The sequence below is a fragment of the Variimorphobacter saccharofermentans genome, from assembly GCF_014174405.1.
Lineage (GTDB): Bacteria > Bacillota > Clostridia > Lachnospirales > Lachnospiraceae > Mobilitalea > Mobilitalea saccharofermentans.
On sequence record NZ_JACEGA010000001.1, the window covers coordinates 2,220,032 to 2,237,046 of the forward strand.

Sequence of the window (17,015 nt, forward strand, 5' to 3'; positions counted from 1 at the left end):
AACATATTTATTTTCTCTCAGAGTCTGCTACCATTGTCAACCCAGTCCTTCGCGTCAATTACTCGTTCTTCGGAGGGTTTATTAACCTGGTCTACCTTATAGTTAGATTCTGAATTTTGCCAGGCGGCAGTTCCTTCATTATTGGTAGGATTAATGGAATCCAAACGCTTATTATTCTTTCCTTGAAAGTTATCCTTTTTCTTTGTAAACATCATCATTCCTCCATTTTTATATTATATTCTGTTTTCATGTTACTAAAATAATTACTATATTCTGTTTCATTGTTTCCGTTTTTTTTAACATCTATTCTATGATTCCATAGAAACCAATCGCTTTTCTCCTGATATAGCCTGAATAGGTGCAATATCCTGTGTAAACTCTAAGGTACCAATAAATTCACCATGTTGATCCTTCACTGCAAAATAACGTATTAACACGTAACGATCTCCCATAGTAATCCAAAAATCTTCATGATCTTTTTTTCCTTCTTTTAGATCATTTACAATCTGCTCCACGATATGAACACTGGCTGGTGGATGACAATTTTGTACCTGACGACCGATAATTGCTTTTGTTCTCGGAAAAATTCGTTCCTTACCCTGTGAAAAATATTTCACAGCTCCATCCTTATCCACAAAAGTAATATCAACAGGCAGAGTATTCAGCATAGCCTCCATCTCTTCCATCGATAGAACTCCTGTCTCGAATTTAAAGTATCCTCTCTCAACAGGCTCTTCTCCATGTCTCTGAATCTTTTCTTCTACATTAATTCGAACCGGTTTCCATATCTGCTTCGGTTCATAAAGACAATAACCGATTTCCTTACTTTCTTCTGCAATCTTCAGCCATTCGTCTTCATTCAAGGTTTCTAAAACCATGGGAAAAAGGATGTTCTCTTCTTTGAATATCATTTCCTCCACTCTACCCAATAAGACTTCCATCCTACTTATAATTTCATCCTTATTCCCCACCTCCATTAATAAGCATTTTATCTCCTTGATGGTATCTCTTATCTCATCATCCACTCCCCACATCACTTTCGGAGGTGAAGTTATACCGTACTTCTCCATATATGGAAATAATAAATTTTCTTTTCGTAAATAATGTTTATCTATTTCCCATAATTGATTCATACTTTCCATTAATTTCTCACGACTATTTTCTTTCTCATTTGATCGAAATGCTTCCAAGTTTGGTTTTATACTCTTTGATATTAATCTCTCAATAGCACGATTCTCAGCCTTAAATGTGAATACAGGATGTCCCGGTACCTCTTCATCTTTCTCCGGTCTGTGAATCTCTTCAATGGAACCTTTGAATACCGCCGCATGAACGTCACAGAGTCTTTGTACTTCTGATATAGGCATGCCCTCACGAATCAATGCATTCTCCATTGCAGATATTTCCGTAGCAGATACTCCTTCAATTAATTTGCCAAACCGTTCTTTTACCTCTTCTACACTTTTCCCATTATGCAATTCCATAATTAATTCTTTCAACACTTTTTGTCGGAACTCTCGATTATTGATATACTCGCTCATATTAATCCTCCATTTCTGCTGTAACCTATTTATGTTATGTATCCCCATTTATAATTGAAAATATAAAAAGAATGACATCCGATTTACTAATATTTCGATCAGATGTCATTCGAGGTTTATTACCGGCAAATCAATTCTATTATTATACAATGAGCAATTCTTTATTTATATTTATAATACAACTTCATCTTTATCTATTAGTAATCTTGGTTTTTCAGGCTTATAGAAGAAGACTTTGATAACATAATCAGTATTTGCTTCTACACCAAATAAAAATTGTCCGCAGTCATCTGTGAATGCGAAAGTGATTGGTATTAAATCGCAAGTATCGCAGCAATCCTTGAAGTCCTTTTTTTTAAACAGCTTAACAGTTGCACCCTTAACGGGTTTACCATTGGGGAACTTTACTGTACCATGAATTACTGCTCTATCTTCTTCATCCAGAATAATACAGATGTCTTTTTCTTCATTGGGTTTAATACGTTCACATCCACATAGTTCAACTCTTGCCAACTTCCACCCCATTATTTCACCTCCTTTCGTATGTATAGAACAGCCTTCCATATGACACTGTTTCTATATGAGCTAGTTAATCGCTTTATAGTAATAAGATATGCACCGTGTCGAAATATGTTACTTTAAGCATGAATTTCTACATTATTGGAATATAAAAAGGCAATTATAAAATCCAGCTCATTAAGCAAGATTTCATAATTGCCTTTATCAAACTATATATCCATATTCTATTGCAGTAGAACCGCTCTTACCGGAGCTGCTTCTGCTCCTGCAATATTAATAGGAGCAGCAAATAAAAAGTATTCACCTTCTTCAATATCCTGAAGCCGTAAGCCTTCTAATATCTGAATATCCTCCTTCATTAGTTGAAGATGTGTCTCGTGATTCGGTTGGCTTCGTTCAATTCCCAAAGCATCGATTCCAACACCCTTAATTTTCTTGGATGCCAGATACTCTGCACCTGATTTATCTAGATAAATAAAGTTTTCTTCTAATATGTCTTCAAAAGAATTTCTTGTTTTTAATAGTAGAAAGTCGCCTTCTTGGATATCCTTCTTCATCAGATTGCTTTTCGATATACATTCTATCGCTGTGGTAAGATCAAGTACCTTACACGGAGTAATCACTCGATCAAGTGATAGGTTTTCAATCGTATTACCGTCTTTTACCATATGAAGTGTTCGGTCTAAATGTGTTCCTGTATGAAGATTCATGGATATTCTACTCTCATAGAAATTACCAGTTGAATAATCACTCTCCACAATAATTGATGGTTTCTTTTCTGGTTTGCCTTTATACACCGGCATATCGAGCGTAATTGGCATCGATATATCATATATTCTGGTATAATTCATACTAACCTCCATTCTGTTGATAACACTACTCCTCCTTTGTTTTCACAATTATACGTGCCACCATTTTCGTCCATCCTTAGCCAGTAATTCAAAGGCTCTTATCGGGCCCATAGTTCCTGCATCATAATTAGGGAACTGGCTTCTCTTTTGCTCGCGATATTGAATCAAGCGATCCGCAATCATCCAAGCCGCCTCAACCTCATCCCATCTGGAGAATAGAGTTGCATCCCCTCGTAATATATCATATATTAATCTCTCATAAGCTTCCGGTGTATTCCCCTGTGTTGGACTGAAGGAACTCGTATCCATCTTGGTCGGAACAATACCGTTATGGGTACTAAAATCCTTCGTATTAAATTGAAAGAAAACACCTACATTGGGTTGAATTCGAAGAACTAATAAATTAGGCTCCTGAATTTCCTGATCCTTAAAATACAGTATATTAGGGAGATCCTTAAACTGAACTACAATCTCTGCAGAACTTTTTCCAAGTCGTTTTCCTGTCCGGATATAAAAGGGTGTTCCTGCCCATCGGAAGTTATTGATATGAAGCTTTAACGCTACAAAGGTTTCAGTAGAAGAATCCTTAGGAACATTAAGCTCCTCACGGTATCCGGGTACCGGATTTCCATCAATTATACCGGGTCCATACTGACCGAATACAACATTATTCTTTAGAAACTCCGGGGTAATATCTTCAATGGCTTCTAAAACCTTTTGCTTTTCGGTACGTATGGAATCCGTCTTTAGATTAATCGGGGGTTCCATGGCAACAAGGGAAAGTATCTGTATAATATGATTCTGTATCATATCTCTCATGGCACCGGAGTGTTCATAATAACCACCCCTCGTTCCCACTCCAAGCTTCTCTGTAAGAGATATTTGGATATTATCGATAAATTTATTATTCCATATAGATTCAAATATAGAATTACAAAAACGAAGCACCATGATATTCTGAATCATTTCCTTCCCAAGGTAATGATCGATACGATAGATGCTGCTTTCCTCAAACACCTCTAGCAATTTATTATTAAGATTTCTTGCAGTGATTAAATCCTTACCAAAGGGCTTTTCAATAATCAGACGGCTCCAGGATCCCTGTTTTTTTGCCATGTTACTATTCTGCAAGCCTTGAACGATCGTTTCAAAATACTCTGGTGCTACTGCCAGATAGAACACTCTGTTACCACCAGTATGAGCTTTCTTATCCAAGCTGTTAAGAAACTCATTTAATCCTGTATAACCATTCATCTCTGTAAAATCAAATTGATAATAATGAATCTTTTCTTTTAACTGGAGCCATATCGAGTCATCTATTTTATTCCTGGAGAATTTATTAATCGAAGCATAAATATCATTAAGATATTCTTCCCTTGTTTTATCCCTTCTTCCAACTGCTACTACAGCAAAGTGTTCCGGAAGTAATTTATCCAGGACCAGATTATATAAGGCTGGCATTAGTTTACGGTTCGTTAAATCTCCGGTTCCTCCGAAAATCACCATAATCGCTGATAAATCTGATTCCCTCCGGTTATTCTGATTGTCCGTCATATGTCCTCCCTCCTTTCTAACACATTAGCCCTCTACCATTGGGTATGATAAATACCTTCTTTGTCAATTCTTTGGTAGGTGTGCGCGCCAAAGTAATCACGTTGTGCCTGAAGCAAATTCATTGGTAATTCCTTTGAGCGATAGCTGTCATAATAGGCTAAAGCACTGCTGAATGCTGGTATTGCTATACCAGCCGAGATTGCTGCTTTTATCACCTCACGCCACTCAGTTTGATACCAGTTGATAATATCACTGAAATACTCAGCAAGTAGTAAATTCTCCAGCTCAGGGTTTTCGTTATATGCATCGCTGATCCTGTTAAGAAATTGTGCACGAATAATGCAACCTCCACGAAAAATCTTAGCAATATCTGCAAATCTTAACTTCCATCCGTATTGCTCTGATGCAGTATGCAGCAAACCGAAGCCCTGTGCATAGGCACAGATTTTACTTGCATAGAGGGCTCTTCGAATAGCCTCTATAAAATCCTTTTGCTTAGTAACGATACTCTCCGGTCCCTTAAGTTTTTGACTGGCTTTGATACGCTCGTCCTTCTTGGCAGAGAGATATCGCTCATAAACCGCATTCGTTATAGTTGGTATCGGAGCTCCTAAGTCAAGTGCAATCTGACTGGTCCATTTTCCTGTACCCTTTTGACCACCAACATCCAATATCATATCAACCAGATAATGATCCGATGCAATGTCTTTCTTTGCAAAAATATCTGCTGTAATATCAATGAGATAACTGTTTAACTCTCCTTGATTCCACTCATCAAAAACCTCATGTAATTCTTGAGGCGTCAAGTGAAGTATTTTCTTCATGATATCATATGCTTCTCCAATCAATTGCATATCCGCATATTCAATACCATTGTGTACCATCTTAACAAAATGACCTGCACCATCCTCACCAATATAAGTACTACAAGGTTCATTATCCACCTTCGCTGAAATAGCCGTTAAGATTGGTTCCATCATCTGATAAGCATCAATTGCCCCACCCGGCATGATAGCCGGACCCTTTCTTGCACCTTCTTCTCCGCCTGATATTCCGGTTCCCAAAAAGTGGTATCCCAGTTCTTTTAACACCTTGTTTCTTCGAATGGTATCCATATAATAAGAATTCCCACCATCCATAATGAGATCACCCTTTGATAGGAACGGTAGTAATTGATTGATCATATCATCCACAGCATCTCCTGCTTTCACCATAAGGATGATTTTTCGAGGCGTCTCTAAGTCCTCTGTAAATTCCTCTAAACTATAATAAGCAGACAAATTACCTTCATATTCTTTGTTCTGTGCTTCTTCCAGTATTTCGTTGGTTTTTCCTGTGGAACGATTATATACCGCCACACGAAATCCATGTTCCGCTATATTGAGAGCTAGATTTTTTCCCATAACCGCTAATCCAATCACACCAATCTGATGCTTTTTCATAATATCCCTCCTATTAAATAGCATGCATTTGTATATCTAAATAAGTAAAATCAATATTACATATTCTGTGAAGATTATATACGAAATATTATTAGAAGTTACATAACATGAAATCCGCTCTCAGATAACTCCTTAATAATTGAATTAAGTGAAATTTTCTTAAGTAAAGCGCCCTTTGGGATTGTCATAAATCTTCCTGCTGTGGAGAGCATTCCTGGTTTCATTATATCATGAACCTAAAACGTGTTCATGATCTCGGGCTCCGATCACATGCTTTCAAGTATACTTGAAGCATGTTCACTACGCCTTTATTATATCATGAAATCCAAGACCTACCAGAATATTTTTAAGTTCCGTATACTGATCACACAATTCATACACTGATTTTGATAAGTCAAGCTGTTTTTTTTCCATAGGGATCCCCCTTTTTCTGTTAATCCAACATCGGAATAATATTTGCTTAATCTATAGTTTATGCAAATAAAGGATACTTACTGTGATTGAAATCACATTTTTAATATTTAAACAGATTAGGGTGTCAAAAGTCAGCAAATTAAAACTTCATAGAATATATATGCGTTAATATTCGTATATAGCTTTAATTTGACTTTTGACACCCTAATGGGATGACGTAAATCCTACTATTCCGCTTCACGAAGTCGTTCCACTATACTTAGCTTCATAGAATTTCGATAAGCTACCATTGGAACGCTGATACCAATGATTAAGAAAAACGGTAAAAGTAAAACGAATGGTTGAAGCGTAAATTGATAATCAAAGTAAACAATCATCGAATTCAAGGCACGAATTAATGAAACGGACAATAATGAACCAATGATCAGGCTAATCAAGGCTGTTAATACTAAGTACGAAAGGCCTTCATATATGAGCATTCTTCTTAACTGCTGATTGGTAAGTCCGATGCTCTGTAGCATAGCAAACTCACGTTTTCTCGTTATAACACTGGTGATCATCGTATTAATAAAGTTCAATATTCCAACTACTCCAACAATGAGACTGAGAGCTCCTCCAATAAAGTTGATAGTATTATTCATACTGGACAATTCCGCTCGTATCCCTTCCTTAGACTCATAATCCACATTGGGATTGACTTTAGTAGAATAATTCTTCAGAAATTTTTCAAAGGCCGGCTCTTTCTCATCCTCAACCCAGTAAGCTTTCGCAAAGCATTCAGCATCATTGTCATTCTCAAGAAATTCATCAATTGGCAAGATGGTAATCAGAGAATTAATGTAATACCTTCGTTCTGTCATGCTGGAAGGTATATCTACCACTGCCATAACCTCATATTCTTTCGTTTGGTCATTCCTCCATACATGATCGACAATAATATTATTATAAAGCACATCTTCAAGTACTGATTCTGAGGTATGATAATTCAACATCACCTTATCCCCCGGCTTATAGTAGCTCCCAGACATATCCGGATAAGGAACCACTAATATATAGTTACCCGATCGAAACTTATCTATATCAAGCTTTCCCTCAAGCACCTTTAGCTTATGTAATAGAGTCTCATCAAAAGCATAACGCTGCTCAGTAATTGGGAGTTTCTCATTTATGGTTTTTTCTATCATAAAGCGATAGTATTCTTCCTCATAAGTCTTCAATTCCCCCTTTTCATAGAATTCACGGAATCGATTAAGAGCAGTATCCGATAAGGTATGGTTTCTTCTGTCGGAGGTGGTGTATAACCTTCCACTCGTTTCAATTCCATCCAAGCTTTCAATTGCTTTAATATATTCCTCAGGAAGCTTCATATCATTTACATTAGTATGATAATTATTTAATGCGATCGAAGAGATCATAAAATCCCCGGTTAGCATTCCTTCCATAAATTTATCAATACTGAAGCTTCTGCTAAAAGTTACAACCTCTATCATAAGGACCACACTTAAAGATAGAGAAGAGATCGTGATGAGTGTCTTTTTTCTATTACGGCTTAAATTCGAAAATGCCATGTTACATAGACTGACTCCATGCCTCGATTTCTTTCTTTTTCTTCTAAAATTGCCGCCTTCCGTATATTTTACTGCCTCAATCGGAGATACATTACCTGCGATTTTTCCTGGCTTTCTACAGCTAATATAGATTGTGATTAATGAAAACAAGCCACCGAACAGGAAAATATAAAAATTGGGCTTCATATGAAAATTCTGAATATTCATATTCGTAAAATTACCAAAAAGAATTGGTATAAATAGGTTTCCTATCAAGTATCCCAGGCCTAATCCTATGGGAATTCCCATTGCGGATAAAAGAAATGCTTGTCTAAGGACCAATCGACGAATCTGCTTTTTTGTTGCTCCTATCGTCTTAAGCAAACCATAGTTGCGGATATCATTGATAATCGATATCTGAAATATGTTATATATAATTAAATATCCGGTTAACAAGATAACCAAGAACACAGTAATTAAGAATACTGTACTTATGAAATCAGCTTCTCCACTTACTTCTGTAAAATAGGCCCAGTTAATTCCTATATCAATATCCTCGACAGAGTATCCACTTTCAATTATCACCTTAGCCATTTTTTCTTCAATGTCAAAGGAATTCCGAAAAACAATGCTTCCCTGAATTAGTCCTACTCCTGAAGTTTCATCAGTAACCTTAAGAAAATCATCTTCCGTATAGGGCTCGGATATTTGATCATAGTATACTCTTGACAAATACACGGTACTGGCTTTGGCGATAGGGTCTCCCTGATACCATCCGCATATAGTGAATCTCTTCGTAATCTCTTCTCCCATAAAATTAAACTTTAGCTCTATTTCTTCCCCTACTTTATGGGGAATTCCCATCAAATCCATAACAATGGTATCTACTACGGCCTCATTCTCATTTACTGGCAGTTTACCCTCTTCTAAAACAGCAAAGCCATATTTTAAATCCTGCTCCTCTGTATACCGAATCTCTGTTTGCCGCTTTACCAGCTCCTTATTTTTTGCATTACCAATGAATATATTATAGCTATGTTCCTTTACTAAAGGGTGAGCCGTTATTTTATCATATTGATCTTTTGTAACATCCTTTAGACCGGCATGGGCTCTTGTTCCGACCTGTCTCATATTTTGCTCCTGTGTTATCTGAATAAGCCCAAACCCTAATGTAAATAAGGTGGTAAATAATACTGCGGTTATAATAATCGCAGATAATGCGAAAATATTACGCATTCTATTTTTTCTAAGGTTTCGATTTGATAAACGACGAATCACCTTAAAATTATTATTTCTCATATTTTCCTCCGTTCTACACCATGTATCCGGTGTTAGCACACTCTATGCAGTGTTGATGTAGTCTAAGATTATTCGTGTACCATACCATCTTCGATATGAATAATTCGATCACATAACTGAGCTAGGCTTTCATTATGTGTAATCATGACTATGGTCTGATGGAACTTTATTCCGGAGGTTTTCAGTAACCCGATAACTTCCTGAGAGGTCTTTGAATCAAGATTACCGGTAGGTTCATCCGCTAGAATAATTGCTGGTTTCGTAGCCAGAGCTCTTGCAATAGCAACTCTCTGTTGTTGGCCGCCGGATAATTGATTGGGTAGGTTATAACGTTTATCTTCTATCCCCAATGTCTTAATAATCTCGTCAACATAGCTTTCATCTACTTTATTCCCATCCAGCTCAATGGGCAGAACAATGTTCTCATATACATTCAATACTGGAACCAGATTATAGTTTTGAAAAACAAAGCCTATATTTCTTCTTCGGAAAATTGTCAGTTCATTATCCTTCAATTTCGAAAGTTCCTTCCCGTTAACAATCACAGTACCCTCTGTCGAATAGTCCAGACCACCCAGCATATACAGAAGAGTGGATTTACCACTGCCCGAGGTACCTACAATTGCAACAAACTCACCTTCTTCTATCTTAATACTTACTCCATTTAATGCTTTCACCAGATTAGGTTCTTTTCCATAATATTTTTTCAGGTTTTTCGTTTCTAAAATATTCATTCTTATCCTCCTCAGATTATGTTTAATACCGCTAATGGGTAATAGAATTAATGCGAATCGTTCTATATTACATAAAGTTTTCTATCAACTACAAGAATTAGCATAACAGGGAAATCTTACATCCTCATGACAATCCATAAAAAAAGTCCTTACGGTTTTGTAAGAACTTTAGGCAACATTTTGTAAATATACGGAGAAGCAGCTTCCGTCTCCAAGCTTCGAATCAACGGTAATATATCCTCCCTGCTTTGAGAGAATTAATTGGGCAATATAAAGTCCCAATCCTGTTCCTTCGTTTTGCTCAACCATTTTACTACGATAATACCGCTTAAAAATCAAGTTATATTCTGAGGGCAATATTCCAATTCCCTGATCTTTGATATTAATTCTTGTAAAGAACTCCATTCTTTCTACTTGTATTTGAATTGTTGAGGACATGGGAGAATACTTAATCGCATTATCCAGTATATTCGTAATTGCTTCGGCTGTCCATTTACGGTTATGTAGTAAAAGACAATTATCAAACTCCTCAATGCAGATGTTAATATTCTTCTCCTGAGCCTGAGAAAAAACGGATGTTATACTTGTAGCAATCGTTTCCTTTATCGAAGTTGGAGTAACTTCAAAATCCATGCTTCCGGTCTCCAACCTTGAGGCATGGAAAAGAGAATTCATCAGCCATTGCATTTTCTGAGCCTGTTCTCTTGTCCGATCAATGAACTCTGCCTTTTCTTCCTCGGATAAGGATGATTCACGAAGAAGTTCTGTATACATTGAGATATTCGCTAATGGCGTCTTAAATTGATGGGATAAATCAGAAATCAGACGAGTAACAGCCTCCTTTTCTTCCTTGGAGGACTTAATCTCATGATCAGCAATCATAATTAATTGCTTAAGCTGACTAATCAGCTTTGCTTCCCTTGTATCTTCTACATCAGTATCATCGATAGTCCGTCTTGTGAGGAAGGTATGTATAATCCAGCTTATCCGGTTCAATACCCGATTAAGATACCAATAATTTAGTAGTGTAACTAAAAGGCAAATGAAAATAGCTGATACAATCACAACCAGACTGGTATTCATATTCTCATGCACCTTCTCTCCATATATATCCCATACCATGTACTGTTTGCAAGAATACGGGGTCCGATGGTTTTTCTTCTAGTTTCAACCTTAGTCTTCTGATATTAACCGGGAGAGTATTTTCATCAACAAAGTTCGCATCCTTATCCCATATTGCATCCAGGATTTGCTCTTTTAACAACACCTTTCCCTGATTCTCCAGAAAAAGCTTAAGAAGCTTGTATTCCGTATTGCTTAATTCGATTTCTTCGTTGTTTAAAAGGACCTGCATGGTATCCTTACACAAACGTATGTTACCAGATTCCAGCCATTCCCTGTCATCCTTTGTATCATTCTCTATTCTGAAACTTCTACGAAGCATGGCGCTAATTCTTACCTTAAGTACGGATAAAGAAAAGGGCTTCACAATATAATCATCAGCCCCCATCTCAAAGCCGATAATTTCATCCGTTTCTAAATCTCTGGCCGACAGAATAATAATTGGAATTTGGGATGTTTGTCGTATCTCATTACAGAAATCCAGACCATCACCATCCGGCAGGTTTAAATCCAGCAATACTAAGTCCACCTTATTTTCTTTCATTAACCGTGAAGCATTCTGAATCGAACTAGATGAAAGCACCTGATATCCATCTTTTTTCAGTGCAAAACATATTCCCCGATTAAGTCCTTCATCATCTTCGACAAGCATAATTGTCTCCTGCATTACTATGTTCACATCCTTTGTATGAATAAACTCATTTTTATCTTATCCAAAAAGGTGGGGATTGTAAACCATTATTTACTAAGCTATTGGCGAAGGAGATGAAAAAGGGACGGAAAAGGGACGGAAAAGTGCACACTTCACTTCAAGGGGGAGTGTAGGCAGTACCAGAAAACAAGCACAATTTTCGGGAGTTAGTGCATGCGTCTATTACGTTTCGCTCCTCCCTGATAGTAACGTCGGTCGCTCACGAAACGAACTAGCATGCACTAACTCACTCGAAAATTGGCTAATCGTTTTCCGGTATCTGCCTTCACCTCCTCCTGCAGTAAAGAGTGCACTTTTCCTGTTTATGGCTAACAACAAAATTTCAATATAAGTATATTTCATTTATTTTAGAATCGTATCAAGTGGTTAATTCTTCAAATATTTCTTTTACTGTCGTCATCTTTGTTAATCGGTGTACATTATCACCGCAGAAGATTAATCCTTCATTTATCTTACCTTCTACGGCGTTAATGAGTGCAGAAGTGATACAGTATGGTGTAGTTTTCGGATCACAGTGCTCGAGGCAATTAAAGCATTTTGTCACCGCAATTCTTCCATTATCCACTATCTTTAAAAATGGATTCATGATTGCTCTTCCCGGCATACCTACCGGACTGATGACGATTTTAATATCCTCTTTTTTTGCATTGATATATGCATTCTTATATTCCTGACTGGCATCACATTCTTCTGTGACCACAAATCTTGTAGCAATTTGTACTCCGTCCGCTCCCAACTCTATTGCGTGTTTAATATCCTGCTGATCGAAGATGCCTCCTGCTATTACGACAGGTATTTTTTTATTATATTTTGCTTCAAATTCTTTCTTACACTCAATGACACCTTTTATCTCCTCATCGTAATTAAGTTCTTCTATTTTATCAAGCTGTTCCTTGGAAAATCCCAGATGACCTCCTGCCCGAGGACCTTCTACTACAATAAAATCTGCTGTAGTTTTATATTTTCGATCCCACATCTTTAGTATCACTGATGCAGCCTTTATACTGGATACGATGGGTGCAATCTTTGTCTTGAAGCCTTTTACCATCTCTGGTAGTGACACCGGTAGTCCTGCACCGGATATGATAACATCAGCTCCACCTTCACAGGCTGCTTTTACATAGCGTTCATATTGCTTGGTTGCAACCATAATATTTACACCTACTATGCCACCCAGTGCAATTTCCTTAGCAAGCTTCAGATGCTTCTTAATTGCTTCCAGATTACTTTCAATCTGATGCTTATGAAAATCCGGTTCGTCATATCCAATCTGCGCGGTGGATATAATCCCAATTCCACCCTCCTTTGCAACAGCACCTGCTAATCTGTACCGGCTTACACCTACTCCCATACCTCCTTGAATAATTGGTATTCTGGCTATTAAATCACCAATCACTAATGGCTTCATTTTCATACAGTACACTCCTGACCTGACCACGTCATATTTCAATTTACTTTGACTATCAAACTATTTATTATAGATAAACCGGTGCTTTCACCGGTTATATGTATTATAGCTTAATCACGTCTTTGTTGTCAATATATTGTAGTATATTTTTCTATTTTATGTAGTATCGATTACCACATAATTCAAGCAATAACACTAGATATATTGGAACCTTCCTATAGAAAATATACTTACCATAGTGTAAGACTGATAAGAAATCGTATGAGTCACGATACATTAATCGTAAAATGAAAAGTTTTCTAATAGTTTTTAGTTTTGGAAGTACTTCTGTCCCGTATTAAATTCCATTGTTATAACAAAAAAATCATCTTCAATCAATGACATGATTGTCCCATTCATACATTTTATTAATTCATAAGCTATCGATAATCCCAATCCTGTAGATTGATACGCCCTTGAGGCATCTGCCTTATAAAAGCGGTCGAAGATTTTCTCAGTATCTATATTATCAATGTTATTATATTTATTCTTTATCGTTACTTCTACTTTTTCTTCACTGTTCTTCATTTCTATAATGACCATTTCTCTCCCATGGTCAAGCGTATTTTTTATTACATTTTGCAGGATTCTCCGGATACCCACCTCATTTGCCCATATCGTGCAGCACTCATCCGGAATAGATATCGTTGGTTCAATATTTCGATTTTTAAAATCGTCATAGAAAGAAAAGATTGTGTCATACAGTATTTTATTAATATTGCACTCTTCAAATACTAATTGATAAGATTTATTTTGCAGCTTCACATAGGTAAATAACTGTTCTACCAATTCCTGTAAGGAGTCAATGCGTGATTCAATAATCTTTATATATCGTTCACGTTCGAGATCACTTTTGCAATCAATCAGTAATTCAATATACCCTTTCATTGATGTCAGCGGAGTTATTTTAACACCATTAGAGTATTATAATATTACGAGGTATCGATATAAATGAGAATTGTTCTATTCAACCGATACCCCAACCAAAGTTCAATATATTACTCACAATATGGCGCTAATGTCAGACGGATAAAATATCCTTGGTCATGATGGCATACCGGACATTCCTTTGGTGCCTGCTTTCCCCAGTGTACATGTCCGCAATTAAGGCATATCCATCCTTCTTCCACATCGGATACATATAATTTATTTTCTTCGAGTAGTTGGGCAAATTTAGCAAACCGATCACCATGTGTTTTTTCAATTGCTGCAATCATATGAAAGGAAGCTGCAACCTTGGGAAAGCCTTCTTCCTTCGCTATATCACCAAAGCTTTTATATACCGGATCATATTCCTCATATTCATTGTGTTGTGCTGAACGGAGTAATTTGGCTATGTCATCATGAATATCTACAGGATAACCACCATCCACATGAATTGTTTCGCCTGCTAGTTCCTTTAAGTGATTATAAAAAATCTCTGCATGTTCTTTTTCCTGATCTGCAGTAAATCTAAATACTGCTTCTATAACATGATGATGTTCCTTTTTTGCCTGAGAAGCTGCAAATGTGTATCGGTTTCTCGCCTGACTTTCTCCGGCAAAGGCCCTCATCAAGTTATCCTTCGTTTGACTATTCTTGAAATCGACTGCCATTATCTAGACCTCCTAAATGTTTTCATAAAAAGTATTACCACAACCCATTAATATTATTAATAAATGAAAACATTTCCAAGTAATTAATAAATCAGTATTTCTAACAGGATTTATATTTAATATAAATACACTTAATGGATCATAAAATAAAAATAGCATTTCCAAATGAACTTCTGTCTTACCAGTAAATTCAAAGGAAATGCCATTTGATATTATAACTTCTGATTATAATAAGGACATGATAATTAATTATTATCTTTTATCATATTCCTTAAGAAGAATATTATTCTCCAGATGAATATGCTGGTGCAGATCAGTTTCAAGTTCTTCCAACAGCTGATATACTAAACGATATGTTCCGCATCCATCCTCCGGTGCACGAAATTGATTGGTAATCGTGCGTAGCTTCGTCAGTATTTCACCGGCCGCCTCATGCTCCTGGATTATTTCATCAGACACCCGCTGTATTTCTGCTTTATTTACTTCTTCATTCTCAAAGTCAGGGAAAAGAATCGTTTCTTCTTTGATTAAATGCTGCTCTAAATCGGATTTTAACATTCCGAACAGGCGATATACCTCAAATAATTCTTCATGGTTTTTTCCATGAACTCTGGCTATAGTATTTAACAGTTCTGCAATCTCAGGAAGCGCTTTTCTTGTATAGCTGTGATGAGTGTCTTCAATGTAATCTGTTAATGCGGTTGCACTCATATCACCGAAATTCTCTCCTTGATAACTATTAATTCTTTCTTCCTGAACATTTTTCAGTGCTTCGTAAATGTTGGTCTCATCTAGCTTCTGCTCCTGAATTACATCATATAATTTTCTGTGCCCACCGCAACAAAAGTCAATCCCATACTCTGCGAACACTCTGTTCGCATTTGGTAACTCAGCTACTACTTCACCTATTGATAAAGTTTTGTCCATAACATTAATCATACTATCTCCTCCATATCTTATTCACTATTAGGCAATGGCTTCATCATTCTTGCCTTGTTTTCTTGGTTTCTGTGGATAGTATAAAATATGGAGTTGTTATTTTCTGTGATTGTAATCAAATTCCTGCAATCTCAGTTAAAGCCTCTGAATCTAGTATTACAATTGATTTATTATTCATAGAACGTATTATGCCTTCATTCTCTAATTGGCTAAGCTTACGGCTTACCGTTTCTCTTGCAACACCTAAATAATTCGCCATTCCCTCTCTACTTAACGGAAGTTGAATAACAGTGCCTTCTTTGCTTTCTGATCCATACTTTGCCGCAAATTCAAGCAAAAGTCCTCCAACACGATTGTCTACATTACGAACCCCCATTCCTTGAACCGCATTTTCCAGTCTAATCATACGCTCGCCAAGCTCAGCTATGATTTTCACTGCAATATCCGGATGCTGATATAGCAATTGATAAAATTGGTTCTTTGAAAGAATACAGGTTTTAACTGGTGTAAGTGCTTCAACAGAATAAGTCGCCAAGCGATTACTTAATAAATTCTGTTCTCCAAAAAAATCCCCCTCAGAAAATACATATAAAATCTGTTCCCTTCCATCAGGGGTATATTTAAACGCTTTCGCACTTCCTTCATGCATTATTACAATGGATTCCGACTTTTCACCATCATGCAGTAGCATCTCACCCTTCAGAAAGTCCCTGTGAATAATCAATTCAGCAATCTTACCGACTTCATCATGATTTAAAGACGAAAAAATAGGAACCTTTCTGATACACAATTCATTACTACAATGACTACAATTACAATTCTCCTTCATCTTCTGCCTCCATATTTCAAAATAGAACTATATCCAAATAGATCGTATAACCAGATTACCTTATACATCTGAATAATTATATATTCATTACGACTAACAATAATATACCATAAACGATTTCAAGATTTCCACAATAAACGAAAATATATTTGACATTTAATCGATAAAATACTAAATGTAGATCTTCATACGCCATCATGCTCAATCCCAGTAATTGATTGCGCTATCTTTCTCTTTATCCCAGTATTAGATTGAGCCCTCCTTCTCTTCTATCCCAGTATTAGATTGAGCCCCATTTCTCTTTTATCCCAGTATTAGATTAGGCTCTTTTTATCTTTATCCCAGTAATAGAAAGGGCTCATATGTAACAATATGTTTTTCGTCATGCCAGACATTCAGTGAAATGCTTCGTACCAGAAAGACATAAGCATTATATGTCTTAATGGTACGAACATTTCGCATGAATGTCT

Annotated in this window: 16 protein-coding genes; all 16 read right to left on the reverse strand. The window is 36.6% G+C overall.

The features are described from left to right. Window positions 1–17 precede the first annotated feature (17 nt). The 16 genes from H0486_RS09760 to H0486_RS09835 all read right to left on the reverse strand — a co-directional run bounded on the left by H0486_RS09760 (window position 18) and on the right by H0486_RS09835 (window position 16,545). Window positions 18–212: a CDIF630_02480 family spore surface protein gene (locus H0486_RS09760; RefSeq protein ID WP_228352826.1), complete on the reverse strand. Its 195-nt coding sequence runs from the start codon at window positions 210–212 to the stop codon at window positions 18–20. A gap of 96 nt (window positions 213–308) precedes the next feature. Continuing rightward, window positions 309–1,541 carry a DUF438 domain-containing protein gene (locus tag H0486_RS09765; protein WP_228352827.1) on the reverse strand — a complete coding sequence of 411 codons (1,233 nt, stop codon included), beginning with the start codon at window positions 1,539–1,541 and terminating at the stop codon, window positions 309–311. 171 nt (window positions 1,542–1,712) lie between these two features. Continuing rightward, window positions 1,713–2,066: a hypothetical protein gene (locus tag H0486_RS09770; protein WP_228352828.1), complete on the reverse strand. Its 354-nt coding sequence runs from the start codon at window positions 2,064–2,066 to the stop codon at window positions 1,713–1,715. A gap of 218 nt (window positions 2,067–2,284) precedes the next feature. Beyond that, complete coding sequence (locus tag H0486_RS09775) at window positions 2,285–2,911, reverse strand: cyclase family protein (protein ID WP_228352829.1); 627 nt, start codon at window positions 2,909–2,911, stop codon at window positions 2,285–2,287. 48 nt (window positions 2,912–2,959) lie between these two features. Next, window positions 2,960–4,465, reverse strand: coding sequence for a glucose-6-phosphate dehydrogenase (zwf, locus tag H0486_RS09780; RefSeq protein WP_228352830.1), 1,506 nt, complete (start codon window positions 4,463–4,465; stop codon window positions 2,960–2,962). Between the two features lie 32 nt (window positions 4,466–4,497). Then, window positions 4,498–5,907 carry an NADP-dependent phosphogluconate dehydrogenase gene (gndA, locus tag H0486_RS09785; RefSeq protein WP_228352831.1) on the reverse strand — a complete coding sequence of 470 codons (1,410 nt, stop codon included), beginning with the start codon at window positions 5,905–5,907 and terminating at the stop codon, window positions 4,498–4,500. 300 nt (window positions 5,908–6,207) lie between these two features. Continuing rightward, window positions 6,208–6,321 carry a DUF1858 domain-containing protein gene (locus tag H0486_RS09790; protein WP_228352832.1) on the reverse strand — a complete coding sequence of 38 codons (114 nt, stop codon included), beginning with the start codon at window positions 6,319–6,321 and terminating at the stop codon, window positions 6,208–6,210. 227 nt (window positions 6,322–6,548) lie between these two features. Next, window positions 6,549–9,167: an ABC transporter permease gene (locus H0486_RS09795; protein ID WP_228352833.1), complete on the reverse strand. Its 2,619-nt coding sequence runs from the start codon at window positions 9,165–9,167 to the stop codon at window positions 6,549–6,551. A 68-nt stretch (window positions 9,168–9,235) separates the two neighbouring features. Beyond that, window positions 9,236–9,901, reverse strand: a complete 666-nt coding sequence (locus H0486_RS09800; protein ID WP_228352834.1) for an ABC transporter ATP-binding protein — start codon at window positions 9,899–9,901, stop codon at window positions 9,236–9,238. Between the two features lie 168 nt (window positions 9,902–10,069). Beyond that, window positions 10,070–10,996, reverse strand: a complete 927-nt coding sequence (locus H0486_RS09805; RefSeq protein ID WP_228352835.1) for a sensor histidine kinase — start codon at window positions 10,994–10,996, stop codon at window positions 10,070–10,072. Beyond that, the gene (locus H0486_RS09810; protein WP_267023661.1) at window positions 10,989–11,675 is read right to left on the reverse strand and encodes a response regulator transcription factor; all 687 of its coding nucleotides are present in this window, start codon (window positions 11,673–11,675) and stop codon (window positions 10,989–10,991) included. Before H0486_RS09810 ends, H0486_RS09805 begins: the two co-directional genes overlap by 8 nt. Window positions 11,676–12,093: 418 nt before the next feature. Next, window positions 12,094–13,149: an NAD(P)H-dependent flavin oxidoreductase gene (locus H0486_RS09815; RefSeq protein WP_228352837.1), complete on the reverse strand. Its 1,056-nt coding sequence runs from the start codon at window positions 13,147–13,149 to the stop codon at window positions 12,094–12,096. A 303-nt stretch (window positions 13,150–13,452) separates the two neighbouring features. Further along, window positions 13,453–14,088, reverse strand: coding sequence for a sensor histidine kinase (locus H0486_RS09820; RefSeq protein ID WP_323163565.1), 636 nt, complete (start codon window positions 14,086–14,088; stop codon window positions 13,453–13,455). 92 nt (window positions 14,089–14,180) lie between these two features. Next, entirely contained in the window at window positions 14,181–14,777 is a 597-nt protein-coding gene (gene rbr / locus H0486_RS09825; protein WP_228352839.1) for a rubrerythrin, read from the reverse strand. A gap of 252 nt (window positions 14,778–15,029) precedes the next feature. Next, window positions 15,030–15,716, reverse strand: coding sequence for an iron-sulfur cluster repair di-iron protein (gene ric / locus H0486_RS09830; protein WP_228352840.1), 687 nt, complete (start codon window positions 15,714–15,716; stop codon window positions 15,030–15,032). Window positions 15,717–15,831: 115 nt separating this feature from the next. Further along, window positions 15,832–16,545: a Crp/Fnr family transcriptional regulator gene (locus H0486_RS09835; protein ID WP_228352841.1), complete on the reverse strand. Its 714-nt coding sequence runs from the start codon at window positions 16,543–16,545 to the stop codon at window positions 15,832–15,834. Window positions 16,546–17,015: the final 470 nt, after the last annotated feature.